The 25,965-nt window shown below is 60.6% G+C and carries 25 protein-coding genes; 17 read left to right on the top strand and 8 right to left on the bottom strand.

The window, feature by feature from the left end:
- Nucleotides 1-2: 2 nt before the first annotated feature.
- The 4 genes from ACR0J5_RS19435 (at nucleotide 3) to ACR0J5_RS19420 (ending at nucleotide 3,905) form a co-directional block, all read left to right on the top strand.
- Complete coding sequence (locus tag ACR0J5_RS19435) at nucleotides 3-2,297, top strand: fatty acid cis/trans isomerase (protein WP_480656347.1); 2,295 nt, start codon at nucleotides 3-5, stop codon at nucleotides 2,295-2,297.
- 93 nt (nucleotides 2,298-2,390) lie between these two features.
- Complete coding sequence (gene trhA / locus ACR0J5_RS19430) at nucleotides 2,391-3,059, top strand: PAQR family membrane homeostasis protein TrhA (RefSeq protein ID WP_480656345.1); 669 nt, start codon at nucleotides 2,391-2,393, stop codon at nucleotides 3,057-3,059.
- A gap of 127 nt (nucleotides 3,060-3,186) precedes the next feature.
- Nucleotides 3,187-3,402 carry a hypothetical protein gene (locus ACR0J5_RS19425; RefSeq protein WP_480656343.1) on the top strand — a complete coding sequence of 72 codons (216 nt, stop codon included), beginning with the start codon at nucleotides 3,187-3,189 and terminating at the stop codon, nucleotides 3,400-3,402.
- Complete coding sequence (locus ACR0J5_RS19420; RefSeq protein ID WP_480656342.1) at nucleotides 3,399-3,905, top strand: hypothetical protein; 507 nt, start codon at nucleotides 3,399-3,401, stop codon at nucleotides 3,903-3,905. Before ACR0J5_RS19425 ends, ACR0J5_RS19420 begins: the two co-directional genes overlap by 4 nt.
- A gap of 7 nt (nucleotides 3,906-3,912) precedes the next feature.
- On the opposite strand, the gene ACR0J5_RS19415 is transcribed toward ACR0J5_RS19420, so the two are convergent.
- From ACR0J5_RS19415 to ACR0J5_RS19395, 5 genes are all read right to left on the bottom strand, one after another.
- Nucleotides 3,913-4,740: a TonB family protein gene (locus tag ACR0J5_RS19415; RefSeq protein WP_480656340.1), complete on the bottom strand. Its 828-nt coding sequence runs from the start codon at nucleotides 4,738-4,740 to the stop codon at nucleotides 3,913-3,915.
- Complete coding sequence (locus ACR0J5_RS19410) at nucleotides 4,737-5,120, bottom strand: ExbD/TolR family protein (RefSeq protein ID WP_480656338.1); 384 nt, start codon at nucleotides 5,118-5,120, stop codon at nucleotides 4,737-4,739. The genes ACR0J5_RS19415 and ACR0J5_RS19410 overlap by 4 nt, the downstream gene beginning before the upstream one ends.
- Nucleotides 5,121-5,124: 4 nt before the next feature.
- Nucleotides 5,125-5,496, bottom strand: a complete 372-nt coding sequence (locus ACR0J5_RS19405; protein ID WP_480656337.1) for an ExbD/TolR family protein — start codon at nucleotides 5,494-5,496, stop codon at nucleotides 5,125-5,127.
- Between the two features lie 4 nt (nucleotides 5,497-5,500).
- Nucleotides 5,501-6,466 (bottom strand): MotA/TolQ/ExbB proton channel family protein, encoded by a 966-nt coding sequence (locus tag ACR0J5_RS19400; protein WP_480656335.1) that lies wholly within the window; start codon nucleotides 6,464-6,466, stop codon nucleotides 5,501-5,503.
- Nucleotides 6,467-6,723: 257 nt separating this feature from the next.
- Nucleotides 6,724-8,763 carry a TonB-dependent receptor gene (locus tag ACR0J5_RS19395; RefSeq protein ID WP_480656333.1) on the bottom strand — a complete coding sequence of 680 codons (2,040 nt, stop codon included), beginning with the start codon at nucleotides 8,761-8,763 and terminating at the stop codon, nucleotides 6,724-6,726.
- Nucleotides 8,764-9,082: 319 nt separating this feature from the next.
- Here ACR0J5_RS19395 and ACR0J5_RS19390 point away from each other — a divergent pair, with 319 nt between their 5' ends.
- From ACR0J5_RS19390 to ACR0J5_RS19335, 12 genes are all read left to right on the top strand, one after another.
- Entirely contained in the window at nucleotides 9,083-10,129 is a 1,047-nt protein-coding gene (locus ACR0J5_RS19390; RefSeq protein ID WP_480656331.1) for a hemin-degrading factor, read from the top strand.
- A complete protein-coding gene (locus ACR0J5_RS19385; protein ID WP_480656330.1) occupies nucleotides 10,126-10,971 on the top strand; it encodes a heme/hemin ABC transporter substrate-binding protein in 846 nt (281 codons plus the stop codon). The genes ACR0J5_RS19390 and ACR0J5_RS19385 overlap by 4 nt, the downstream gene beginning before the upstream one ends.
- The gene (locus ACR0J5_RS19380; protein WP_480656328.1) at nucleotides 10,964-12,028 is read left to right on the top strand and encodes a FecCD family ABC transporter permease; all 1,065 of its coding nucleotides are present in this window, start codon (nucleotides 10,964-10,966) and stop codon (nucleotides 12,026-12,028) included. Before ACR0J5_RS19385 ends, ACR0J5_RS19380 begins: the two co-directional genes overlap by 8 nt.
- Before the next feature lie 3 nt (nucleotides 12,029-12,031).
- Nucleotides 12,032-12,808, top strand: a complete 777-nt coding sequence (locus ACR0J5_RS19375; protein WP_480656326.1) for a heme ABC transporter ATP-binding protein — start codon at nucleotides 12,032-12,034, stop codon at nucleotides 12,806-12,808.
- A gap of 202 nt (nucleotides 12,809-13,010) precedes the next feature.
- Entirely contained in the window at nucleotides 13,011-14,411 is a 1,401-nt protein-coding gene (locus ACR0J5_RS19370) for a DUF4856 domain-containing protein (RefSeq protein WP_480656324.1), read from the top strand.
- A gap of 129 nt (nucleotides 14,412-14,540) precedes the next feature.
- Nucleotides 14,541-15,500, top strand: coding sequence for a sterol desaturase family protein (locus ACR0J5_RS19365; protein ID WP_480656322.1), 960 nt, complete (start codon nucleotides 14,541-14,543; stop codon nucleotides 15,498-15,500).
- Between the two features lie 223 nt (nucleotides 15,501-15,723).
- Complete coding sequence (gene bioB / locus ACR0J5_RS19360; RefSeq protein ID WP_480656320.1) at nucleotides 15,724-16,704, top strand: biotin synthase BioB; 981 nt, start codon at nucleotides 15,724-15,726, stop codon at nucleotides 16,702-16,704.
- A complete protein-coding gene (locus ACR0J5_RS19355; RefSeq protein ID WP_480656319.1) occupies nucleotides 16,701-17,831 on the top strand; it encodes an 8-amino-7-oxononanoate synthase in 1,131 nt (376 codons plus the stop codon). The genes bioB and ACR0J5_RS19355 overlap by 4 nt, the downstream gene beginning before the upstream one ends.
- Nucleotides 17,828-18,448, top strand: coding sequence for a dethiobiotin synthase (gene bioD / locus ACR0J5_RS19350; RefSeq protein WP_480656317.1), 621 nt, complete (start codon nucleotides 17,828-17,830; stop codon nucleotides 18,446-18,448). The genes ACR0J5_RS19355 and bioD overlap by 4 nt, the downstream gene beginning before the upstream one ends.
- Nucleotides 18,445-19,731 carry an adenosylmethionine--8-amino-7-oxononanoate transaminase gene (bioA, locus tag ACR0J5_RS19345; protein WP_480656315.1) on the top strand — a complete coding sequence of 429 codons (1,287 nt, stop codon included), beginning with the start codon at nucleotides 18,445-18,447 and terminating at the stop codon, nucleotides 19,729-19,731. Before bioD ends, bioA begins: the two co-directional genes overlap by 4 nt.
- On the top strand, nucleotides 19,728-20,348 hold the full coding sequence (locus ACR0J5_RS19340) for a pimeloyl-ACP methyl esterase BioG family protein (protein ID WP_480656313.1): 621 nt from the start codon (nucleotides 19,728-19,730) through the stop codon (nucleotides 20,346-20,348). Before bioA ends, ACR0J5_RS19340 begins: the two co-directional genes overlap by 4 nt.
- Nucleotides 20,345-21,103 carry a methyltransferase domain-containing protein gene (locus ACR0J5_RS19335; protein ID WP_480656311.1) on the top strand — a complete coding sequence of 253 codons (759 nt, stop codon included), beginning with the start codon at nucleotides 20,345-20,347 and terminating at the stop codon, nucleotides 21,101-21,103. Before ACR0J5_RS19340 ends, ACR0J5_RS19335 begins: the two co-directional genes overlap by 4 nt.
- Here ACR0J5_RS19335 and ACR0J5_RS19330 read toward each other — a convergent pair.
- Nucleotides 21,100-21,708 carry a GntR family transcriptional regulator gene (locus tag ACR0J5_RS19330; RefSeq protein WP_480656309.1) on the bottom strand — a complete coding sequence of 203 codons (609 nt, stop codon included), beginning with the start codon at nucleotides 21,706-21,708 and terminating at the stop codon, nucleotides 21,100-21,102. The two genes, ACR0J5_RS19335 and ACR0J5_RS19330, sit on opposite strands and share 4 nt — an antisense overlap.
- 214 nt (nucleotides 21,709-21,922) lie before the next feature.
- Between ACR0J5_RS19330 and ACR0J5_RS19325 the strand changes: the two genes are divergently transcribed.
- Nucleotides 21,923-23,164, top strand: coding sequence for an acyl-CoA dehydrogenase family protein (locus ACR0J5_RS19325; protein ID WP_480656307.1), 1,242 nt, complete (start codon nucleotides 21,923-21,925; stop codon nucleotides 23,162-23,164).
- Between the two features lie 4 nt (nucleotides 23,165-23,168).
- Here the strand turns inward: ACR0J5_RS19325 and ACR0J5_RS19320 are convergent, their stop codons facing one another.
- Both ACR0J5_RS19320 and ACR0J5_RS19315 read right to left on the bottom strand, forming a co-directional pair.
- Nucleotides 23,169-23,948, bottom strand: a complete 780-nt coding sequence (locus tag ACR0J5_RS19320; protein ID WP_480656306.1) for a carnitinyl-CoA dehydratase — start codon at nucleotides 23,946-23,948, stop codon at nucleotides 23,169-23,171.
- A 3-nt stretch (nucleotides 23,949-23,951) separates the two neighbouring features.
- Complete coding sequence (locus ACR0J5_RS19315; protein WP_480656305.1) at nucleotides 23,952-25,964, bottom strand: acetate--CoA ligase family protein; 2,013 nt, start codon at nucleotides 25,962-25,964, stop codon at nucleotides 23,952-23,954.
- Nucleotide 25,965: the final 1 nt, after the last annotated feature.

Raw genomic sequence — 25,965 nt, 5'->3', positions numbered from 1 at the left:
TGATGGCTTTGATCTTGATGCCGCTCACAGCGGGTTTTGTGGCGACCGCCCGTGCCCAAGAGGGTCACGCAGCCGATGTAAAGACCATCATTGACCGGCGCTGTGTGGTTTGTCACAGCTGTTATGACGCGCCCTGTCAGCTCAAGCTGACCTCGCCTGACGGCTTGATACGAGGGGCCAGCAAACAGCCGGTCTATCACTCTGACCGGTTGTCCGAGGCACCGCTTACCCGTTTGGGAATTGATGCGCAGACGGAACCGGAATGGCGGGCGATGGGCTTTCATGCGGTCAAGCGCGATCCGACACAAGGGGATGCGCCCAGCCTGTTGGAATGGATGCTTGAATGGTCACGGCAGAACCCTCTGCCTGCAGACGCGCCCTTACCTGACGAGGTGGACTTGGCCCTGGATCGCCCTCTGGTTTGTCCGGACACGGATGAATTCTATGCGTTCCGAGAGGGGCATACCTGGGCGGGGATGCCTTTTGCCACCGCCCCCCTTGCTGACGCGGAATACGACGCGCTGATGGCCTGGGCGCGCAGTGGAGCGACGTTGCCTAATGGCGTTTCGGAAATACCCGAAGATATCACCGCTCAGCTCAAAGAATGGGAAGCTTTCCTGAACACCGACGACCTGCGCAGTCAGTTGATGAGTCGCTACCTATATGAGCATTTGTTTCTGGCCCGCCTGCATTTTGAAGGTGACGATCCCCGGCGGTTCTTTCAGGTGGTGCGTTCAACCACCCCTCCGGGCGAAGACATCGACATAATCGCCACGCGGCGGCCCTTTGACGATCCGGGGGCTGTGCCGTTCTATTACCGTTTGCAGCCATTCACTGAGACGATCGTTCACAAAGAGCACCTGGTCTACACGCTGGGCCCAAACCGTATGGCGCGGTATCGAGAGCTGTTTCTGAATCCCGACTGGACACTGGACACTTTACCCAACTATGGCGAGGCCGAGGGCGGCAACCCGTTCACTACCTTTGCGGCGATGCCCGCCGAAAGCCGCTATCGGTTCCTGCTGGACGATGCGCTGTTCTTTGTCCGCAGCTTTATCCGTGGTCCGGTATGTCACGGGGAAACCGCCGTTGACGTGATCGAGGACAGGTTCTGGGTCAGTTTCCTTGATCCCGAATTTGACCTGTCGGTCACCGACCCCGGCTACCTGCGCGAGGGGGCCGCGTTTCTGGAATTGCCGGTATCGGGTGCGGATGCATCGACGCTGAGCGCCTTGCATGGCTTGTCTCACAAAAACCAGGCGCAGTATCTTGAGTTCCGCACGAACCGGTACAAAGCCGCCCCGGTGTATCAGACCGGGTTTGGGTACGACGCGATCTGGGACGGGGATGGCATAAACCCGAACGCCCTGATCACGGTGTTTCGGCATTTCGACAATGCTTCGGCCATGACCGGGTTTCACGGTGCACTTCCCGAAACCGCATGGGTTATAGACTATCCAATATTTGAGCGGATCTACTATGACCTTGTCGCAGGTTTTGACGTTTTCGGCCGGCTGGAACACCAGCTGGCCACACGGATTTACATGGATGAGCTGCGGATGGAGAGTGAGGACACCTTTTTGGCGTTCATGCCTCGTGACCTCCGCCCTGACCTGCATAAAGGTTGGTATCAGGGCGCATTGGCCGAATTGCACACCTATTGGCACAGACGCCGCGTCGATGACCGGTTCCCGACGGGTATCGCGTTTGAGACGGACGATCCGAAACAGGAATTTCTGTTGAACTTGCTCAGGCGTGGCGATGGGCTGTGGCCCGTCTCGGACCCGCTCAACCGCTGCACAGACGGGGCTTGCGCGGCGGGTCAACCGGGCGAGGTTCTGCGGGAGTTGGTCAATCAAACCGGTGATTGGGTGAAGTTCCTGCCGGACCTCTCGGTTCTTGTGGTCGATCAGGACCAGGCCGATCCTGCCATATATACACTGACCAATGACCGGGCGCATACCAACGTGGCCTTTCTGTTCGACGAGACCGGACGCCGCGATCCTGCATCGGATGTCCTGACGATCCTGCCGGGGATGGTTGGTAGCTATCCGAATTTCTTCTTTTTTGTACCGCAGGATCAGATGGGCCGCTTTGTTGCTGCGCTGAAATCTATCCGGTCGCAAAACGACTACATGGCGGTGGTCGCAGAATTCGGCCTGCGCCGGACCAGCCCCGAATTCTGGCGCATCAGCGATCAACTGCATGATCGTTTTCTGGCACAAGACCCGCTTCAGGCCGGGGTGCTTGACCTCAACAGGTACAAGGATCCCAAATCGGACGACGACCCGACCTAGGCATTATCACTTGCAGCGGTCGGGCACGGAACTTTGATCAGCGGCGGGTTGGCTCAGCTTGCCTCAGAACCCGTTGGTTCCTAAGTTAAACCTATGTGGTCTTTTGCAGATATCCGACCTGCCTACAGCCGGGCCGAGCGTTTCAGTGACGGTGTCGTGCATGTGTTGGGTGTTGCGTCGGCAATGATTGCGGTGCCGGTTTTGATTACCATTACCGCCCTGAACCGGGCTGAGCCCGAGGCCCTGCTGGGCGTTTCAATCTATGGGGCCACGTTGGTGATGATGCTGACCTTTTCGGCCCTCTACAACATGATCGAAAGCGAAAGATGGAGCAGCCTGCTGCGCCGTCTGGATCATTCCGGTATCTATGTGAAGATTGCCGGGACTTATACGCCCTTTCTGTTGTTGTCGGGCGGGCAGGCACCGGGGTTGTTGATCGGTTTGTGGTCGTCGGCGACGCTGGGTTCGGTCCTGAAACTGATCGATCCGGCGCGGTTCAAATGGTTTGGATTGGCCCTGTACCTGATGATGGGTTGGGCCGTTGTCTGGGCCGGCCCAACCATGCTGTCTGGGCTTTCGTCGATGATCGTCTGGCTGATCGCTGCAGGTGGTTTGATCTATACGGCCGGGGTCGCGTTCTACCTGTTGGACCATCTGCCCTTTCACAACACCATCTGGCACGTATTTGTCCTGACCGGCAGCGCGCTGTTCTTTACCGCTGTAACGGCCCATGTGCTGTTTGGCCCCTCTCAGATCGTCTGACATGTTCCGGCCAGCACGGCGCTTGCAATACCTGACTAAAGCAGTCATATAAGCCCCGGCTCAGTCAGATCCTGTGGAATCACGCCCGGCCGCCTTCCGCAAAGCCGCATGACACAGGGGTTTGACCATGAAACAAATGCTGAGCACGTTATTGGCGACAGATGATATGACCCGCCAACACGGATGCCGTCTAAAGCCCGCCTTACGCGCCGCGATTGAAGCAGATTTGCGCTATCCCGCGCATGCAACGGCCCCGGCCTCGCAAGAGGTGCCGGACAATTTGCCCGAGAATGCGGTCACGCTGACCCCAGCGACGCGTGAACCGAAGAGGGGCCTGGCATGACAGCAGTTTTCAACACGGCACCGTCCGAGGGCATGCAGACGATCGACGCATATCCGTTCGACCGGTTCGAGATCGGCCTGCTGGTCGTCGCGCGCCATCATCTGGACGCGCTGCGATGCCCGGAAACGCAAGCTTGGCACCATGCCTACTCAATCGCGGCCGAGCGTTGGGGGGATACGCTTGGCTTGCCTGCGGCACATCTGCTGGCGCGGTTTCTGAAATTCGTGACACAGTGCCGCGAAGATGGGTTTGATCACATCGATCCGTTTTGTGAGCACAGCCGCGACTATGTCACCGAGGACGAAGCCGCCATGCTCTACGCGCTTCATTTCATGCGACGCGACAACACGCCCGAAGCGCGCGATGCGGTGGATGCGCTGACCGGTGGACGTCTTGATCCCGATGTGATCCGGTCTGGCCTGACCTTTGCCAACCGTTTTCCCGCAGGCACTGTGCCGATTGCTTCTTCGCGAACGAGGGCGAAGCTGCGCGTTGTCGGGTAACGCGCGCTCAGCGGGGTTCCAGCCGTATATTCAATGTGAAACTGAAACGGTCGCCGGGCAGTCCCTTGGGCGCTTTGGGAACCTTCTTGGCGCGCGCAACCGTTGCCAGGGCCGCCTTGTCCAGCAGCGGGTTGCCCGAAGACTTCGACAGCCTGTGCGACAACAAACGCCCATCGCGGGAAACGGTCAGGCCGACGCGCACAACGCCGGTGGCATCCGCACCGCGGGGATAGCGCTTGTACCGTTCAATCCGTGCTCGAATTTTTGCGCCCCAAATAGCCTCCAGCTTGGCTTGCTTGCCCAAATTTCCCGTCGCAACAGCGGCAGAACCCGCTCCGGCCTGCGACCCGCCACCTGTTCCGGCGGCGACCTCTTTCTTGCGGCCCGCGCTTGTGTGTTCAGCTTTGCGCCCTTGTTGCTCAGCTTCTTTCCTTGGCTGAGGTTTTGCAGGTTTCTGCGTTTGTTTTTTTGGTTTGGGCCGGGGGGTGGGCGGCGTCGTCGTGTCCACCTCAACATTGTCATCCTTTTGCGGCTGGGCAAGTGCGACGGCCATCTGGGCGCGCGGCGCTTGCGATAGCTCCATCTCCGGTATCACAAGCTCGGACGTGGCAGGTGCCTGAGGGTTTGACAAGGTGGTCTTGGGCTGCGTCTTGGGTGGGGCTTCCCAGGCGTCCACCATTTTCGCAACTGTCTGCGCGGCGGCCTCGATCGAGATCATAGTCTCGCCACCGCTGCCGCCTGCGGACTGACCCGATCTGGGTGGGCTGGCAAAGACCACCAGATGCAACAGCACCGCCACCGCGACAAAGACAACCCCTTCAACCCAGCGTTTCATTTATGCGCCACCACAAGATCCACCCGATGCAACCCGGCCTGCGCCAGATCGCTTAACAACCCGGCCAGGATTTTGGCCTCAAGCTCTGCATCGGCGCGGATTTGGATCAGGCTGTCGGTCTCGCTGTTGGCTTGCAATGCGGCCAGCGCAGCCTCGCCCTCCAGCCCTTCGAATGAGGTTCTGCCGGTTTGATGGACATAGAGTATCCGCTCCCCCTCAGGTTCCAGTTCCGAGCGGGTTTGGGGTGGTGTCACCTCGAACGGCTCGGGTTTGGCCAGGTTTGAGGTCATCAGGAAAAAGATCAACAACAGAAAGACGACGTTGATCATCGGCACGATGGATTCGGGTTTGGATTTTCGCGGCGGGTCGGTGAAGTCCATGAGGTTACTCCAACAGCACGACCGAGGTGATCCCCGCCGCGCGCAGAGTCTCGGTCACGGTCACGACCCGCTGAAGCGTCGCACCATCCTTGCCACGCAGGATCACCATGTCGCTGGGGCTTTGCATCAGAGGCACCAGATCGCCGACGAGATCAGATGTTGCGGCACCGTTCAAAAGTGCGCCGTCGGGCAGAATATCGACCAGACGCGGTGGGCCGGTGTATTCACCCCCTGCCGAGGCCAGCGGCAGCGGCAACACCGCATCGGCCCCAAACCGCGATGCCAGCATGAAGAACACCAGCAGCAAGAACACCACGTCAATCATCGGCGTGAGGCTGGGTTTGCGTCTGGGTTTGGCTGGCGGAGCAAATTGCATCAGATTATTCTGCCGCCAGCTTCAGCTTGTCGGATTGGGGTGTGACAAACAGCCGGACGGCGCTGTCTTCGACGTCACGGCGCATACGGTCGATCACAGCCTCAAACCATGTCAGCGCGGCTGAGGCCGGGATGGCAACCGCCATACCTGCGGCGGTGGTCAGCAGCGCCTCCCATATGCCGCCGGCCAGCAGGGCCGGATCGGCGCGGTTGCCGGATTGTTGCAGGGCCTGAAACGCGGCAATCATGCCCAGTACGGTGCCCAAAAGGCCCAAGAGCGGCGCGATGGTCGCAATAAGCTCCAGCGCTCGCAATCCGACCCCGGCATTGGCGAGCTCGCGTTTTGCAATGCGGGATACTTCTTCGCGGGCATGTGCGTCCGGCAGTGCTTTGATCGCTTCAATTGCGTGCAGCACGACTTTGGACCGGACACCCCGGCGGCCTTGCACCGTTGTCAGGGCGCTTGCGATGTCACCGCTCTCAAACAGGCTGACGGCTTGCCCTGCTTTGCCGCGCGACCAGGCGCCCATCAGGGCCAGACGCCAGGTTTTCCACAGGATCAGAGCCACCGTGATCACGGATAGCGCGGCGATGACCCAGATTGACGGCCCGCCATTCTGTAGAAACTCTGCCGCCTTTGCAGATGCATCCTGCGCGGTCCCAAGCAGGTCCTGCGATTGTGGTGCGGGGTCTGCGGTTATGTCCGGTTGGATCGGACCATGGTGGAGCGCAGGGTCCCAAGGCAACGGGGCCACGCTGTCCGCGTCAGGTTGGGGTAGGGCAAGGTCGATCTCAGGTTGCGGTGGCGCGGCCAATATGGGGCTGCTGTCGGCAATGGTGGGTACGTCCTGGGCCACCAGCGGCAAGGGCAACACGATCAGCGCCGCCGCCAGGATCAAGCGCCAGACGCCCGTGGTGCGGCGGAACGCGGGCCGCAGAAAGCGGGTCGGAGTGTCTGAGTCAAACATCATAACGCGTCTTCTTTGCCAGAGCCCGCGCGGGGGGTGTCCGGTGCACCGCAGCTTGCACACGCATGTGCGGGGGTGGCCGTTAACCGTTCAGGCGGGTCGAAATTTTGGGATTGCTTGACCGGTTGCGCTGTATTTCTGCGACGCGGGTCTGGCTGGGGCGAGTTCATAGACTGTACTGGATGGGGTAGATATTCGAATGTGTTTTGTCAACGCAGGAAGGCCGCAGCATGCACTGCGGCCTTCGTGGTTTTTCGGGATCAGAACGTGGCCGTCACGAACAGGTTGATGTTCCGTCCCGCTGCCGGGATCTGATCATTGGCGCGGTAGGATTTGTCGAGGATGTTGTTCAGCTCAAGCGTCAGCAAGGCGTTCTCGGTCAGGTCCAGACTGCCGCGGAAGTTCAGCGTGGTCCAGCCTGCGGTCGGGTTGGCCCCGACGGGAGCGCCGGTGTTTACAATATTGCCGTCCTCATCGCGCAACTGGGCCGAGCTTTCGCCGCGCAGGAACACATCCCAGGTGCCGGACAGGCTGGCGGTTTGCCAGTCGGACCGAACCCCAACTGTACCTGTCCAATCCGGTGTGCCGCTGTCTTTGGTGCTGAACCCGTTGGAATAGGTGAACTCACGCGTGACATTCGACAGGATCGCATAGGGGCGCAGACCACCCCAGCCCGGATCAACCTCGGCTGCGATCTCAAAGCCCCAGCTGTCGGCGCTTTCGACGTTGTCGTAAATCAGCTGCCCGGGCGCGTTGGGGTCGGCGACCGTGGTAATGTAGTTCTTGGCCTCGGTGTAGAACACGGCGGCATCCAGAACCAGATTGCCCCGATCCACCCGCGCACCGATTTCATAGTTCGTGGCCGTCTCAGGGCTCAGATCCGGGTTGCCGTTGATAACCTGACCGCCGGCCGAGGTGGACAGGAACAGTTCCGACAGGGACGGGAACGTATAACCCTGCGAGATATTGGCCCGCAGAATAGAGGTGTCAGACAGGTTATAAACCAACCCGGCTGAGCCCAGCCAGCGGTCGTCGCTGTTGCTTTGACCCGGTTGCGCCACGCCATCGACCGTGCTGTTTTCCAGATCGCTTTCCACATTGTAGTAGCGCGCGCCGACTGTGGCTACGAAGTCACCAAAAGTGGCTTCGTGCTGGCCATAGATGCTCGCTGTTTTGATCGTGGCGTCGTAGAAACGGGTTGAGGTGATCGGGGGCGGGAAAGGGCCTGCAAAGCTGATAAGCGACCCTTTTGTGGTCTCCAGTCGGTCGTCATCATATTCCAGCCCGATAACCGAGCGGTGGCCGGGCGCGAATTCGAAATTCGCGGTGGCGACGATGCCCTTGGTTGTCTGCTCGTCATCTGAGGTGGCATTCACGGTGGGGCCGCCCGGTCCGGTTCCAAAGGTGCTGTCGAACACGCGATCCACGGTCTGGGTGTAGGCGCTGACCTTCAGCATCGACATCCAAGGGGTCAGGTCCTCGCCCTCGTAAAAGGCGCTATACTTGCGCAGGTCGCGCTTGGGCAGATCGATCACGGCGCTGGGACTGCCGGTGAATACCTCGGTCGAGGCATCAAAGTCCTGCGCGCGGAAGCCTACATAGCTTTGACCAAAGCGATAGCCGACAAAGCCGAAAACGCCGTCTTCTTCGCTGCTGGATGGTTCCAGATCGCCGTCCGGGGTCTTGCGGTCATTCAGGTCCAGTTTGGAATAGGACAGGCGATAGTCGAAATTGTTCAGCGAACCTGCGATGCTGGCCGCCGCGCGATAGCCGTCATTGGCCCCAATGTAACCGGCCGTGCCCGAGACTTCGACGGGCTTGTCCGCGCCACGCTTGGTGATGATGTTGACCACACCGCCAATTGCCCGGTTGCCCGACACAACGGATGACGGGCCGCGCACGATTTCAATTCGTTCAATGTCTGTGGGCGATACCAACAGCGGCGTGCCATAGCGGTTGTGATCCGACAGGCGCTGCCCGTCCAGCATGATGGCCACCCGCTGTGAGGATTCGCCGCGAATACGGATACGGTCCAGATCGTTTTCCGAGACCTGAACGCCTGGTACATCCGACAACAGGTTGGCGACAGATGTGGGCGGGATCTCACGAATCTCACCCTGGTCAACAACAGTGACTGAGCCCGGACTTTTGAACACTTCGGTCGGAATGCCGGTGCCCGTGACGATGATGTCGTCCAGTTGGATCGGGTTGTCATTTTCCTGCGCCCAAAGTGGCGTGGTCGCAAAAACGGCGCTGGTCAGCGCCAGAGTTGCAGTAGACAGCTTGAGTGCTGATTTCATTTTTAACCCCCAGAAGGTTCCACGGTGCAGTGAGTGATGCACCCGCCTGAAACAGGCGAAATTCGTATGCTACCTTGCGGAATGCTGGGTGTTTCTTGTGGACCGGCCCGCAGGGATGCCTGCGCCTAGGTCCGAATGGCCGGGGCTCTAACGGTGTTATTCACAAAATACCATAGTAATTTTGTCAGAAAATAGCTCCGTGCCCTTGATGCCACAGCCTTGACTGCTTATGACAGGGTCCGACAACAGCATAAGCAGTGCACAGCCCGGTCGTCTCGGTCCCAGCCAATTGCGCTTTGAGTCCGTTCAGGAGACGACCATGACCCAACCCAGCCCGTCTGAAATCCGTACTGCCCGGTCAGAGCAGCCCAAAAAGCGCGACCGCGATCTGGCCGACCAATTGGGCGTGTCCGAGGCGCAGCTGGTAGCAGCCCATGTTGGGCATGGCGTGGTTCGGATCAACCCGGATATGGATCAACTGATCCCTTTGGTGTGCGGTTTGGGCGAGGTCATGGCGCTGACCCGCAACGAAAGCTGCGTGATCGAAAAAGTTGGGGTCTATGATGATTACCGGGGTGGCCCTCATGCGTCATTGGTCGCCAATCACGAGATCGACCTGCGCATGTTCCCGCGCCACTGGGTGCACGGGTTCGCGGTGACCAAAACCCTAGAGGATGGATCAGAGAGGCAGTCCCTGCAGGTCTTTGATGCGGCGGGTGACGCGGTCCACAAGATTTTTATGCGCGATGCCTCTGATGCAGGCCGGTGGGATGGCTTGGTTCAGGCGCTGGCTTTGCCTGACCAGTCAGACACCCTGATGGTGGAACCCCGTGCCGCGGTTGAGCCCGCCAAGGTTGATGTGGCGAAAACGGATCGTCTGCTTGCGGGCTGGGATGACATCACCGACACGCATCAGTTCCTGCAGATGGTGCGCAAGCTCAAGCTCAACCGTCTTGGGGCTTATCGTATGGCTGGGGCACCCTATGTGCGCCCGCTGGCGGTCTCGGCTGTGGATACGGTCCTGCATCGGGCCGCTGAAATCGGCCTGCCGATCATGGTGTTTGTCGGCAATATGGGCTGTATTGAAATTCACACCGGACCGGTGAAAGAGATCAAGCAGATGGGTCCATGGCTCAACGTTCTGGATCCGGGCTTTAACCTGCACCTGCGCGCCGATCATATCGCCGAGGTTTGGCAGGCGACCAAGGCCACAAAACGGGGCGATGCGATCTCGGTCGAGGCGTTTGATGCGCAAGGCGCACTGATCCTGCAGATTTTCGGTGTGTTGGCCGAACCCGAAGCTGCCGCACAGTGGAATGACCTTGTTCATTCGCTTGCAGACTTGCCGCAGGAGGTGCCAGCGTGACCCGTTTGCCCTTGAAACTGGCCGCGTTTGCGGTGCTGCTTTCGGCTGTCAGTGCGATGGCCGAGCCCGCCCAACGGATCGTTTCTGCCGGTGGGTCGATCACGGAAATCATCTATGCGTTGGGGCAGGAGCACCGGCTGGTGGCCCGCGACAGCACCTCGAACCACCCGCCGCAGGTGGCTGAACTGCCCAATGTCGGCTATGTCCGCCGTCTGTCCGCCGAGGGTTTGCTGTCGGTCAATCCCGACCTGATTTTGGCCGAAGAGGGTGCTGGCCCGCCGGAAACGCTTGAGGTTCTGTCTGAAAGCCACATCCCGCTGGTGAGTATTCCCATGGGCCATGACCGCGCCGCCGTGATGGCCAAAATCGCCGCGGTGGCTGAGGCGCTTGGTGTCCCCGACAAGGGGCAAGCGTTGGCCGAACAGGTTGGCGCGACCATTGACGCGGCGACCGCGCAGGACGATCTGACGGATCGGCGTGTCCTGTTCATCCTGACCTTGCAGAATGGGCGTATTTTGGCGGCGGGTTCGGATACGGCGGCTCAGGGCATCATCGAACTGGCAGGGGCCAGAAACGCGATCGAGGGGTTTGAAGGCTACAAACCGCTTAGCGATGAAGCGATCATTACCGCCGCGCCGGATGTGATCCTGCTGATGGAGGGGGGGCGCCCCGCGCAGATAACCGATGACGAGGTTTTGCAGCATCCGGCAATCGCCGCCACACCCGCCGGACAGAACGCCCGTCTTCTGCGGATGGACGGAATGCTGCTCTTGGGCTTTTCGGTGCGGACAGGGCAAGCGATCACCGATCTCTCGGCTGGTTTGCGCGACGTAAATGGTTGAGTGCACCACCGCCGCCATGCCCATCGAAGGGGATCGAAGCGCCACGGCGCGCCGGATAAGTTGGGTATTGCTGTTGGTTCTGGGTAGCGCGGTGGTCAGCGGATTGGCCACAGGCGCGGCGGGCACATCGCTGTGGCAGGCGCTGCTGGACGTGGCGCAGGGGCAGGACCTGGCATTGCGCGACCGGGTGGTTCTGATTGATATCCGCGCGCCGCGGGTGATCATGGGCTGCCTTGTAGGTGCGGCGCTGGCCGTGTCTGGGGCACTGCTGCAGGGGTTGTTTCGTAACCCGCTGGCAGATCCCGGGATTGTCGGGGTCAGCGCGGGCGCCAGCCTCGGGGCAGTTTGCGCGATTGTGTTGGGCGGCATGCTGACGCTGGCCTCGGGGTTCGCCACGTGGCTTGTGCCGATTGCGGCGTTTTTGGGGGCTTGGACCACCACTGTATTGTTGTATCGCGTTGCAACGCGCCGGGGCAGGACCTCGGTCGCGACCATGCTGCTGGCGGGGATTGCACTGACGGCGCTGGCCATGGCGTTCACGGGCGTCCTTGTCTACATGGCCGACGACACGCAGCTGCGCGATTTCACCTTCTGGTCGATGGGCTCGCTGGCGGGCAGCAGTTGGAGCAAGGTCTGGATCGCCATTCCCCTGATCGTGGTCCCGCTTTTGCTGTCTCCGCTGTTGGCGCTGGGGTTGAACGGGCTGGCCTTGGGTGAAGCCGCCGCCGGACACATCGGTATCCGGGTGCAGCGGCTGAAAACCAGCGCAATTCTGATCGTTGCTGCCGCCACGGGCGCGGCCGTGGCTGTCAGTGGCGGGATCGGATTTGTGGGCATTGTCGTGCCGCATCTGTTGCGGCTGGCGTCGGGACCGGATCACAAATACCTGCTGCTCAACTCGGCCCTGTTGGGCGCGGCCCTTTTGGTTTTGGCGGACCTGATCAGCCGCACGATCATCTCGCCCTCGGAGTTACCTATCGGGATCGTCACTGCCGTGATTGGTGCGCCGTTTTTTCTTTGGATATTGCTGAGGCAACGCGGAATTGCGGACCTGTAGACAATGCTGATTGTGTCCGACCTGAACCTGCGTCTGGGGCGCCGGTTGATCCTGAACGCGGTGTCTTTCTCGGCCAATCCCGGGCAAGTGACCACCATAGTTGGCCCCTCGGGCGCGGGTAAGTCCACGTTGTTGGCCGCCCTGACAGGGGACCTGCCATTTGACGGTGCAGTTACGCTGAATGGTCTGGATATCGCGAAAGCCAGCCCCGTCACCCTATCCGAACTTCGCGCCGTGTTGCCGCAATCCACACCGATGAGCTTTCCTTTCACCGTGCTTGAGGTGGTTCGCATGGGGCGGGTACGCATGGATGGCGATGACCGGATTGCCCTTCAGGCGCTGTCCCAAGTGGGGCTTGGTGGGTTTGAGGGTCGGTTTTATCAGGAACTGTCCGGAGGGGAACAACAGCGTGTGCAGCTTGCGCGCGTCCTGGTGCAAGTGTGGCAGCCGACAGGTCCTGACGGTGCGCGCTGGCTGTTTCTGGACGAGCCGGTTTCAAGTCTGGATATCGGGCATCAGTTGCAGGTGATGCGGATCGCCCGGGACTTTGCGGCCCACGGGGGCGGCGTCGTAATGGTGATGCACGACCTCAATCTGACTGCCATGAGCGCGGATCGCGTGGTCCTTTTGTCTGGCGGAAACGTTCTGAATGTTGGCCGCCCGCATGAGACGCTGCGCGACGATCTGCTCAGCACCGCTTATGGCTGTCGCATCGCTGTAAACCGCACCCCTGAGACGGGTGTTTTTCTGCTGCCTCAGGTGGCCGGTGCCAGCGTTTGAGGGGCTGAGATAACGTATTTGTGAACGTGGGCCTCAATTGGCAGCACGCCGGATTTCCCTGCAAAGCCTGAGGATTTGATACAGAATTTTGCTTGCAGGCAGAATTCTTTGAGGGCTTGACACCGCTTGGTTGATATCTGCTATGACGGGCGAAACAAGATTCCTGATAAAAATTATCAGTTAAAACGGAGAGGACACTCTAATGGTAAAGCCCGCGCTCAAACTCACTTCGGCGCTTGTCGCCGTCACGCTGTTCAGCAGCGCAGCAATTGCGGATCAGGCTTACGGCCCGTTTCCGGTGACCGTGAAGGGATATGAAGGCGATAAAACCAACTCGGTTTCCTACTCCGGGCAGATTGCGCGACATGTGCTGCATGACAGCCTGAAAAAGCTTGCCGGTAAGGGCGATGGTGGCAACAACGCGGCTGAGGTCGAGGCGCTGATGCTGGCCTATTTCAACGGCTCGGACGCAGACCTTGAGATCATCGCGCCGGTTTCGAAAGACGGGTTCCCTATCAAGCAAGCGACCTTGAACGAGATTTCCAAAGGCAAGAACATCTCGGGCAAGTTCTACAATGGCGCCATGACGGCTTGGCCGGGCAACCAGTCGGGTGTCGATGTCGCGCTGCAGATGATCAGTTTGGCGGCTGCCTCGAACCAGGGCTACGACCCGGTGAACGGGATGGATTGGGGTCAGCTGATCTCGAAATACACGCTGGGCGCGATGGCATATAATCAGGCGGTCGACAACTATCTCGACGAGAAACTGGAAGCGGACAACAAGCCCAACGACAAGCCTTATTCCGAGGGTGCCCATTACACCGGCAAAGAACACAGCTGGGATGAAGCGTTCGGCTATTTCGGTGCCGCTGCGCATTCGGTCAGCCTGTCACCGGATCAGAACTATGCGGTGTCCAAGCAGAAAGATCTGGCTGCCGCAGATGCCAATGGCGACGGTGTGATCGACCTGAAGACCGAATTTGTCTTTGGTCCGGCCTATTACGCAGCAGGTGCTGACCGGGGTGGCAACAAAAACACCCAGTACATGACCACCATCTTCAACGCGTTCCGCGACGGTCGCGCACTGATCGCGTCGGCCAATGGCGAGGCGCTGACCGATGAGCAGCGTGCGCAGCTGAAGAACTACGCCGATATCATCGAAACCAACTGGGAAAAGACGCTGGCCGAGGCCACGTTCAAATATGCCGGGTCGGTTTACGCGGACATCGACAAGATCAAGTCCGGCGAAGACACCGAAAAGGCACTGCGCAATTACGCCAAGCACTGGGGTGAGCTCAAGGGCTTCTCGATGGCGCTGCAGTCGGGCAAGAACAACCTGGGTGCCACTGCGATTGATCTGAACTGGCTGATCGGCTTCGGCCCGGCGATGCCCGATGGCAAAATGGTGTCTGACATCGATGCAGACGGCACCTTTGTGCGGGATCGCGAGATGTCGCTGGATGACTATCAGGTCAACATGCTCAAGGTGCAAAAGCTGCTGATCGACAAATTCGGCATCGAGAGCCGCGCCAATGACGCAACGGCTGATTTGGCGGCGCTGGCCGAAAAGCTGGGCACCAACGCCTCGGCTGAAAACGACTAAGGATCATCTGATCCCTTCCCGGCGGTCAGTGGGCCGCCGGGTATTCAGCGGAAAACAGGCCCTGTGGAATTTCTCGATCAAATAGGCGCGGTCTTTGCTGACTTTTCAAACCCCAAGAAGCGGATCTTCGTGGGGTATCTGTTTCTCACAATCCTGATTGCCCTGCTGTGGCTGGTGTTTGTTCGCAGGTCATCCATCCGTTCTGCGCTGAGCGAGGTGTTTAACCGCAAAGTCATACTCTCGCCATCGGCCAAGGCTGATTACAAGATATTCCTGATCAATCGCGTCTTTACGATATTTGTCTCTCCGTTGCTGCTGTCGCAGCTGGCGATTGCGACGGCTTTGTACTACGCGATGCATGACATGAGTTTCCTGCAAAGGGGCGTTTTTGCGGGCACGCCTCAGGGTGTGATTGTTGCGCTGTTTACCGTGACGATCTTTATCGTCGACGATTTCACCAAATACCTGCTGCATCGCTGGATGCACCGTTGGCCGCTGCTATGGGCCATTCACAAAGCCCACCATTCCGCCGAAACCATGACGCCGATCACGGTGTACCGCACCCATCCGTTGGAGGGGGTTTTGTACGGAATGCGCGGGGCCGTGGCGCAGGGGACGGTGATGGCTGTGTTTCTGTTCTTTTTCGGAAACGCGGTCGATCTGTATACGGTGCTGGGCGTCAATGTGATGTCGTTTGTCTTTCATGTCACCGGCTCGAACCTGCGGCATTCGCATATCTCGATCCGGTATTGGCGCTGGTTGGAACATATCCTTATCTCTCCGGCGCAGCATCAGGTGCATCATTCCATCGCGCGGGAACATCACGACAAAAACTTTGGCGTGGCATTTGCCGTCTGGGATTGGCTGTTCGGATCATTGCACCTGTCCGAGCGGGACAAGGCCCTGACCTTCGGGTTGCAACCGTCCGAGGCGCATGCCTCGAACCTGTTGGACATCTATGTCCGTCCCTTCCGCGATATGGCGGCTGTTATCCGGCGACGAATCCGCAAAGTCGGAGGCTCAAGATCGGCAAAACGCGCGGATCGCCGGGCAAAGCAGTCCAAAGTGTCTCAGACGCCTGCCGAATAGATCGGTTCGGCGAAACCAAGCGCATCGGGTCAGATTGCGCGCATCCTTCGGGTTTTCAAGTGTTTATGGTCATAACCTTTGGGCAAACCTGCCTGTTTGTCTGCAGTGGCGTTGTTCCATTCTGAGGTGAAAACGCGCCGTACAAATTGGTCGCAGTTGAAAATTTGTAAATTATCGATAATAAAGAACCACAGATTACATCAACTGAAAGAATATCGATATAATGGATCAAGCTTCTTCGACATGGACCCGACAAGCGGCTCAGGCCGTTTATGACCTGCCGCTGATGGACCTGCTGTTTCGCGCGCAGACTGTGCATCGTGAGAATTTTGATCCCAACAAAATCCAGACCTCCAAGCTGTTGTCGATCAAGACAGGAGGCTGCGCCGAGGATTGTTCCTATTGCTCGCAATCGGCGCGCAACGGCTCCAAGCTGTCGGCATCGAAGCTGATCGAGGTTGAGCGTGTTCTGTCCCAGGCCCGCAAAGCCCGCGACGGCGGGGCCACCCGGTTCTGCATGGGTGCCGCCTGGCGTGAGCCCAAGGAGCGGGACATGGATGCGCTGGTCGCGATGGTGCAGGGGGTCCGTGCCATGGGGATGGAGACCTGCATGACGCTGGGCATGCTGGACGAAAACCAGGTCTTTCGCCTGCGCGATGCGGGGTTGGACTATTACAACCACAATATCGACACCTCGGAACGCTATTACCCCGAGGTGATCACCACCCGTACCTTTGCCGACCGGATCGATACGCTCACCCGTGTGCAAGAGGCCGGGATCAAGGTTTGCTCGGGTGGCATTCTTGGCATGGGCGAAGAGGTTCAGGACCGCATGGATATGCTGGTGACTCTGGCAAACATGGGCCCCGCGCCGGAATCGGTGCCGATCAACATGCTGATGCCGCAGGAAGACACGCCGCTGGCCGATGCCAAGCCGATTGACCCGATTGATTTTGTGCGCGTCATCGCCACAGCCCGCATCATGATGCCCTCTTCTTATGTGCGCCTGTCTGCCGGGCGCAGCGACATGAGCGATGAGCATCAGGCGCTGTGTTTCATGGCCGGTGCGAATTCGATCTTTGTTGGGGAAACCCTGCTGACTGCGGAAAACCCCGAGGAAGACACCGATGCGATCCTGTTTGCCAAGCTGGGCCTGCAGGCCGAAACGGTCGCCGGTCAAAGCGGTGTGGAAGCCGCCGAATGAGGGCGCTGACCCGATTGCGCTCGGTGCTTGACACGTTGGAGGTCCGCCATCGCCGCCGGGTTCTGACCCCGCCGCAGGGGTTGGATTTTGCGTCGAACGATTACCTCGGCCTCGCGCAATCGCCCCTGCTGAAACGGGCGGCGCAAGACGCTCTGGACCGGGGTGTGCCGCTGGGTTCGGGCGGGTCGCGCCTGTTGCGGGGCAATCACCCCGAGCATGAGGCGCTTGAGGCCGAGGCCGCCGCGTTCTTCGGGGCCGAGGCTGCGCTGTTCATGGGGGGCGGGTTTCAGGCCAATCAGGCGATTTTCTCGACGCTGCCAGCGGCGGGCGATCTGGTCGTCTATGACGATCTGATCCATGCCAGCGCACATGAAGGGATGCGCATGGGCCGTGCCGATACGCGTGCCTTTGCCCATAATGATGTGGCAGATGCCCGCCGCGCGCTGACCGAGTGGCGCGCCGCCGGCGGCACCGGGCAGATCTGGATCGCGGTCGAAAGCGTTTACTCGATGGAGGGGGATCTGGCGCCGCTAAGGGCCCTGTCCGATCTGGCCATTGCGTTCGACGCTGTTCTGGTTGTGGATGAAGCCCATGCCACCGGCGTTTTCGGACCCGGCGGCAAAGGTCTGGCCCATGGTCTGGGGGCCGAGGTTCTGACATTGCACACCTGCGGCAAGGGGCTTGGCGTTTCGGGTGGGTTGATCTGCGGTGCGCGCGTGATGATCGAAACGCTGATAAACCGCGCACGGCCTTTCATCTTTGCAACCGCGCCTGCGCCCTTCAATGCCGCCCTTGTGCGCGCGGTTTTAGGGCATCTGCAAGACGATGTTTTGCCCCGTGCCGCGCAGGATCGCATGGCATATGCCCATGCCGCCGCGCTCAGGGCGGGTGTTCCGCAAAAGCTCCTGCACAGCCAGATCATCCCCATCATTCTGGGGGATGACGCCGAAACGATGCAAATGGCCGCGACCCTGCAAGCGCGGGGGTTTGATGTAAGGGGCATCCGTCCGCCCACCGTGCCACGCGGCACGTCCCGGCTGCGGGTGTCGATCACCGGCAACGTCTCTCACCGCGACATCAGCGCGCTGTTTGAGGCGCTGGCGCAGCAGCGGTGTGAGGCCGCATGAGCACCATCATCGTCACCGGCACCGATACCGGCATTGGTAAGACCGTGTTCGCGGCGGGCCTGACAGCCGCCCTTGGTGCGCAGTACTGGAAGCCCGTGCAATCGGGGTTGGAAGAGGCGACAGATACCGAAACGGTCCGGGCGCTGACCGGTGCCGATGTGTTGCCCGAAGCCTATCGCCTGAACCTGCCAGCCTCACCGCATTTGTCGGCCGAGGATATGGGGATTGAGATCGACCCGGCCCGCCTGTCTCTGCCACAAGTGCCCGGTCCGTTGGTGGTCGAAGGGGCAGGGGGGCTGATGGTGCCTTTGAACCGTCATGTCTTTTTTCTTGATGTGATTGCACGGTGGAAGGCCCCGGTTGTTCTGGTGGCGCGTACCGCGCTGGGAACGATCAACCACACCGCCCTGTCGCTGATGGCGCTGCGGAATGTGGGATGTCACGTGGTTGGGGTGGCCTTTGTTGGCGAAGCGGAACCAGAGGTCGAAGAGACCATCGCACAGATGGGCGCGACCCGGCATCTGGGGCGCTTGCCTGTCCTTGATCCTCTCACGCCTGCTGCGCTGAAGGGCGCGTTTGCCGCCATCGACACCGACACGATCCGAGGTGCAATGTGACCCCGCTTGAGTTCGACGCCCGCCACCTGTGGCACCCGTACACCAACGTGTTGCAGCCCGGCCCGATGCATCTGATCACCGGGGCCGAGGGCGTCTGGCTGACCGCCGAGGACGGCACTCAGATGATCGATGCCATGTCCTCGTGGTGGTGTGCGGTGCATGGGCACCGTCACCCGGCGATCATCGCCGCGATGCAGGCGCAGTTGGAGCAGTTGCCCCACGTCATGTTCGGCGGGCTGACCCATTCCCCCGCGATCCAGCTGGGGCGCAGGCTGATTGACCTGCTGCCGGGCGGGATGGACCGGATCTTTTACAGCGACAGTGGCTCTGTCGCCATCGAAGTGGCGCTGAAAATGGCGGTGCAGTATCAGATGGCGCAAGCCCGGACGGGCCGGACCCAGTTCGCCACCATCCGGGGCGGCTATCACGGTGACACGTGGAAAGCGATGAGCGTTTGCGACCCCGTCAACGGCATGCACGGATTGTTCGCGGGGGCCCTGTCCGTTCAGCATTTCCTGCCCCGCCCACAGATCGCCTTTGGGCAGGAGTGGTCAGAGGATGGCGACCTGAACGGCCTGAACGCGCTGGAACATCTGCTGGCAACCAAGGCCGATCAGATCGCGGGCCTGATCCTTGAACCCGTCGTTCAGGGGGCGGGCGGCATGTATTTCTACCACCCCACATGGCTGCAACGCGCGGCCGAGATGTGCCGGGCCCATGACGTGCTGGTCATCTTCGATGAGATCGCCACCGGCTTTGGCCGCACCGGAGAGCTGTTTGCCCTGCACCATGCCGGGGTCGTGCCGGATATCATGTGTCTGGGCAAGGCGCTGACCGGCGGGCATATCACGCTGGCCGCCACGGTCACGACGGAAACCGTCGCCCGCCGGATTGGCGAGAGTGAGGCGGGCGTGATGATGCATGGCCCCACCTATATGGCCAACCCGCTGGCCTGTGCCGCGGCGGTGGCCAGTCTGGATCAATTGACCGAACGGGACTGGCGGGCTGAGGTTGCGGGTATTGCCGCTCAGATGGAAAACGAACTCGCCCCAGCGCGCGACTTGCCCGGCGTGGCGGATGTGCGCGTTCTGGGGGCCATTGGCGTGATCGAGATGAAAGAACGGGTCGATCCCTCTGTCGCGCATGGGCTGGCCTTGAAAACCGGTGTGTGGCTGCGCCCCTTTGCCCATAACATCTATTGCATGCCGCCCTACATCATCTCAGCCGATGATCTGAGCCGCGTGACCTCGGCCATGGTTTCACTGGCGAAAGGGGCATCATGAAACATCAGTGGTTGTCCCGCGCAGGAAGCGCCGAGGTGCTGGTGGTCTTTGGCGGCTGGGCTTTGGGGCCTGTACCGTTTCAGGGACTTACAGGCGCGACGGATGTCTTGTTCGTGGACGACTATACCCATCTGGATGACCCGCTTAACGATCTTGCGCAGTATGAAAGCGTGACCCTGATCGCCTTTTCCTTTGGCGTAGCCTCAGCTGCGCATTGGCTGGTGCAAACGGGTGTTCAGCCGCATCGGCTGGTTGCGATCAACGGTACGCTGTCCCCCGCCGATGCCCGACATGGTATCGAGCCTGATATGATCCGGGCGACGGCGGATCACCTCAGCCCCGCCAGTTTCGCCAAGTTCTGCCGCCGCGCCGGTCTGGTTGGCCCTGCACCGCAGATAGACATCCGCGCGGCGCAGTCTGAGCTTTATGCCGTGATCGAACGGGGTGCCGCGCCGAAGATCGATTTCCACCGGATCTGGATCGCGCAAGGCGACCGGATCATCCCAACCCGCGCGCAACAGGCGGCATGGTTGGGGCAGCAGGACGTGGTGAAACAGGTGCAGGCCCCGCATGTACCTTTCGCCAGCGGCCAAAGCTGGAGGCAGTGGATCGCATGAACGCCCCCTTGATCACCCGCGTGCAGCGCAGTTTCAGCCGCAGTTTTCAAACCTATCACGATGCGGCGGGACAACAGGCGCAGATTGCAGATCAGTTGGCGCAGGGTTTGCGTGATTGCGGCGCGCCGCGCCATTTTATCTCGGCGATAGAGTTCGGCTGCGGCACCGGTCATCTGACACGGCGGTTGCGGGATCGCTTTGGGTTCGGCACTTTGACGATCAACGATCTGTCGCCCCATGCTTCTCAGACGGCGGACACATATGGGGCCGATTTCCTGCCCGGAGATGCCGAAAGCATCCTCTGGCCGTCGCAACCGCACCTCATCGCTTCGGCGTCGATGATTCAGTGGCTGCCTGATCCGGCGGCTTTTTTGCGTCGGGCGGCGCATGCGCTGGCACCCGGGGGGTGGCTTGCGATCTCGGGCTTTGGCCCGCAGCAATATCATGAGCTGGTTCAGATCGGGTCGGCGGCCAAAGCGCCGGGCCTGTGTGGGCCGGATGCCTTGACCGCCGCTGTGAAAGACGTTCTGGACATTGTCGATGCCGGTGAGGATGAACGGCAGGTTCACTTCCCTACGCCGCGCAAGGTGCTAGAGCATCTGCGCCAGACGGGTGTGAATGGGCGGGCACAAAAGACGTGGACGAAATCCAGCCTGCTGGCGTTCAGCGCCGATTATACCCGTCTGTGCGGAGGCACCGAAGGCGTGCCGCTGACCTATCATCCCACGTGGATTATCGCGCGCAAACGCCCTTAGGCCAGCCGTGTCAGGTGGCGCTGCATCACCGCATGGGCCTTGGCCGCATCGCGATCCTTGATGGCGGCCAGAATGGCGGCATGGTCCGGATCGGCGCGCTGACGCCATTTGGCCGTGTGCAGTTTGTTGAAATGCCACGCGTATAGCAGTTGCAGGTTTTCGATTTCGGCCATCATCCGGGGCATGTTGCAGGCGGCGATGACAGCCATGTGAAAGCGTTGGTTGGCGTCCTCCCAATCCTGCACATTCGTGGCGTTGTCGCAGGTTTCATGCACCCGCTCGATCTGTGCGATCTGCTCGGTGCTGAGGTTGGGAACCGAATGCAGCAGGGCCACAGGCTCAAGCGCGCGCCGCATGACGCGCAATTCCTGAATGGCGCTCTGATCCATGGGTGCCACGCACATGCCCCGGCGCGGCATAGCGATGGCCAGCCCCTTGGACGCCAGCGTCAACAAAGCCTCGCGCACGGTCACCTGACTGACGCCGAACTCGCGCGCGATCAGATCCTGCCGCAGTTTTTCGCCGGGTTGCAGTGCCCCCTGAACGATCCGCGCCGAAAGCTTCTGCGCGATATCCTCTGATTTCTTGATCTGCTGCTCGGACACCTGTCCCCCGGCATGTTGACGCGTCTGTGAAGACGATTATCGACATGTCTCAGGCTGAGCAACAGAGCGTTTGACTGCCGGTGGCTTTCATTGGCCGGAATGACTTTGCGGCACCTAGGCGTCAGACGGGGCAAGCAGGTTTCACAAACGCCCATGACGCGGCTAGGGTGCGGGGGAACTGTACGATCACGCGCCTGTCCGGAAAGGAATTGCCATGGATTTTGCCCCCTCGCCCCGCGCAGTGGAGCTCCGAGATCAGCTGAAACGCTTTATGGAGGCCCATATCTATCCCCGCATCCGCGACCATAAGGAAGAGATTGAGGCAGGCAATTTCCCGGTATCCTTCATGGAAGACCTCAAGGCGCTGGCGCGTGCCGAGGGGCTGTGGAACCTGTTCCTGCCATCCCTGCGCGATGATGAACCCGGAACGCGGCTGACCAATCTGGAATACGCGCCTTTGGCCGAGTTGATGGGTCAGGTCACATGGTCGTCCGAGGTGTTCAATTGCAATGCGCCGGACACAGGCAACATGGAATTGCTGCACATGTTCGCCACGCCCCAGCAGCGCGCGGATTGGCTGGTGCCTTTGCTGAACGGTAAAATCCGATCTTCGTTTGCGATGACGGAACCGGATGTGGCCAGCTCGGACGCGACAAACATCACCACCTCGATCCGGCGCGAAGGGGATGAATATGTCATCAATGGCCGCAAATGGTTCATCACCAATGCCTGCCATCCGAATACCAAACTGTTCATCGTGATGGGCAAGACCGACCCGGAGGCGGACCGGCACAAACAGCAAAGCATGGTGATCGTGCTCAAGGACACACCGGGTCTAGAGATCGTGCGCAACCCCACGATCCTGAATATGCACGACCCCGAAGGCCATGCGGAACTGGTGTTCAAGGATGTGCGCGTGCCTGCTGGCAATCTGCTGGGCGAAGAAGGCAGCGGGTTTGCCCTTGCGCAGGCGCGATTGGGGCCGGGGCGCATTCATCACTGCATGCGCTCGATCGGGGCGGCCGAGATGGCGCTGTCGCTGATGGTGGAGCGCGCGCAAGAACGCAAAGCCTTTGGCAAGCAACTTTCAGAACAAGGTGTAATCCGCGAATGGATCGCCAAATCACGGCTTGAGATCGATCAGGCGCGTCTGCTGACTTTGCAGGCGGCATGGAAGATCGATCAGGTCGGGGCCAAGGCTGCGCGGCGTGAGATTTCGCTGATCAAGGTTGTAGCGCCCAATGTGCATGCCACCGTAACCGACCGGGCCATGCAGGTCTTTGGCGCAATGGGCATGACGCCCGATACGCCGCTGGCCGACAGCTATACCTGGGCGCGGGCTTTGCGCTATGCGGATGGCCCGGATGAGGTGCATCTGCAGGCCATCGCCAAGCAAGAGCTCAAAAGCTCGAACTTTGGCATGTCAGCGCAGTGGCTGACGCCGCCAAAGCGTTGAGCGTTTATTTGCCCTTCCAAACGGGGTCGCGCTTTTCCGCAAAGGCGCGGGCCCCTTCCAGCTGGTCCTCGCTGGCGTAGAGAACGTCCACTGTGCGCAGCTGGCGTTTGGTGATGCGGTTCATCGCGTCCTGAAATTTGGCATCCTCGGCGTCGCGGACAATGTCCTTGATTGCCGCATAGACCAGCGGCGGGCCCGACGCCAAAAGGCGAGCCAGCTCCCATGCGCGGTCCATCAACTGATCGGCGGCGGTGATTTCGTTCACCAGCCCCCAACGATGTGCTTCCTCTGCATCGAACCAGCGACCGGTCAGCAGCAGCTCCATCGCGATGTGGTAGGGGATGCGCTTGGGCAGTTTGACGCTGGCCGCGTCTGCCACGGTGCCCGACCTGATTTCGGGCAGGGCAAACGTGGCGTGTTCTGCGGCCAGGATCATGTCAGCCGACAGCGCCAGTTCCAGCCCGCCGCCACAGGCGATGCCATTGACCGCTGCGATCAAGGGTTTGTTCAGATCGCGCAGTTCCTGCAACCCGCCAAAGCCGCCCACGCCATAATCCCCATCCACCGCATCGCCATCGGCGGCGGCTTTCAGATCCCAACCGGGGCAAAAGAACTTGTCGCCCCCGCCGGTCAGGATCGCCACACGCAGGTCCGGGTCGTCGCGAAATTCGGCAAAAACCTCGCCCATCACGCGGCTGGTTGCCAGATCGATTGCGTTGGCCTTGGGCCGGTCCAGCGTCACTTCGAGGATCGCGCCGTCGCGTCGTGTCTTGATCGGGTCCATCTGTCAGGCCTTTCGGATAAGGGCGTCCACTGCCACAGCCTTGTTGGGCGTGCAGAGAAGCGGGTTGATCTCGACCTCGTGGGTCGTGTCGGTATTTTGCATCACATAGGTCTGAACGGCCTCAACGGCGCGGATGATTGCATCCATATCAGCCGCCGGTTGTCCGCGATAGCCCGCCAAAAGCGGTGCGATTTTCAAACTGTTCAACGCGCGGCGGATGTCATCACCGGTTGCGGGCAAAAGCAACGATGCCGTATCGCGCAGCACTTCGGTCAGAACTCCGCCCGCGCCCAGCGTCAGCACAAAGCCATGGGCCGGATCGCGCACGACACCCACCAGCAATTCGGCGACAGCCCCGGTGATCATCTCTTCGATCAAAATCTCATCGGTGCCGATGTCGGTGGCTGTCGCGGCCACGTCTTCGGCCCGGATACCCAGCCGAACGGCGGCATGTTCGGACTTATGCGCCAGCCCCACGCCTTTGACCGCGAACGGTGCCTGCATGTCTTGCGCAGCGCTCGTCGCCTCCACGCCGCGCACGGTGCGGTTCTGCGGGACAAGCAGGCCACATTCGGCGAGCACCTGTTTGGCCGTGCCCTCGGACAGGGTGTCGGTTGCCTCTGCCGTGCCTGGCAGCCAAACCGGTTGCGGTGACGGGGCGCGCACCTGACCCGCGGCGCGGGTTGCGGCCAGTGCCTCACGCAGTCCCATGAAGGGCACGACGCCTCCGGCCACCAATTCCTGCGCGACATCTTCGGGCAGCAGCTCTGGCAAGGTCGCGGCAATCGCGAACCGCGCGCCTGTGTCCGCCCTCACCTTCATCGCCGCGCGTGAGGCATAGGCCCAGTCGCTTGCATCCGTGGTCGGGTAGTCGAGGATGGAAAAGGTCAGGTCGATGTCATCGCCGGTCATGCCGGACCACGCACGTGCCATGGCCTCTTCATCGCGCCAGATATAGGTGTGGTAGTCCAGCGGATTGTTCAGCGCGACCATGGGCCCAAGTGCTGCCCGCAGATGGTCTTTCTTGTCGTCGGTCAGGCGCGGAAAGGTCAGCCCCGTGCCCAAAGCCATATCCGCGATCAGGCTGGCCTCACCCCCCGAACAGCTGATCGAGGCGATATTGCCACCCGGCAGCGGGCCATAGCAATGCAACAGCTTCAGCGTCTCAAGAAAATCAGGCAGGGCGGACAGGCGCGGGATGCCCAACCGTTCCAACAGCGCCTGCGCGCCTGCATCGCTGCCGGCAAGCGACGCGGTATGCGACACGGTCGCCGCCTGTGCCTGGTCCGAGGCCCCGACTTTGAGCGCGACCAGCGGGATGCCTTTGTCATACGCCTTGGCGGCCAGCGCCTCCCATTCGCGGATGTCTTTGAACCCTTCGATATGCAGACCCACGGCAGTCACCCGTGGATCGTCGATCAGGGCTGACGCGATTTCCGCCTGCGAGGTCTGCGCCATGTTTCCACAGGTCACCATATAGGCAATCGGCAGCGCGCGTTTCTGCATGGTCAGGTTGATCGAGATGTTCGAGCTTTGCGTCAGGATCGCAACGCCCGAGTCTACCCGTTTGGCCCCATGCTGATCGGGCCACAGCAACGCACCGTCCAAAGCGTTGATAAAGCCATAGCAGTTCGGCCCCAGAATGGGCATGTCGCCCGCAGCGGCGATCAGCTGATCCTGCAGATCGCCGCCTGTTTCGTCCTCAGCCACAGCCTCGGAAAAACCCGAGGCGAAACAAACCGCGCCCCCGGCCCCCATGCCGGACAAGATACGCACCGCCTCAATCGTGGCGTGGCGGTTGATGCCGATGAACACGGCATCCGGGGCGGCGGGCAGGTCTTCGAGGTGGCCATAGACCGCATGGCCCGCGATCTTTGCGGCCTTGGGATGCACGGGCCAGATGTCACCCGTGTATCCCATCCGTTCGGATTGCAGGATCACCTGCTCGCACCATGCGCCGCCTCCGACAACGGCGATGGATTGCGGGCGCAGCAGGCGGGTCAGATCCCGTGCCATC

The sequence above is a fragment of the Ruegeria sp. BE1 genome (assembly GCF_056538885.1).
The sequence above is the reverse complement of the archived record's forward strand: the minus strand, read 5'-3'. Positions and strand labels throughout refer to the sequence as shown.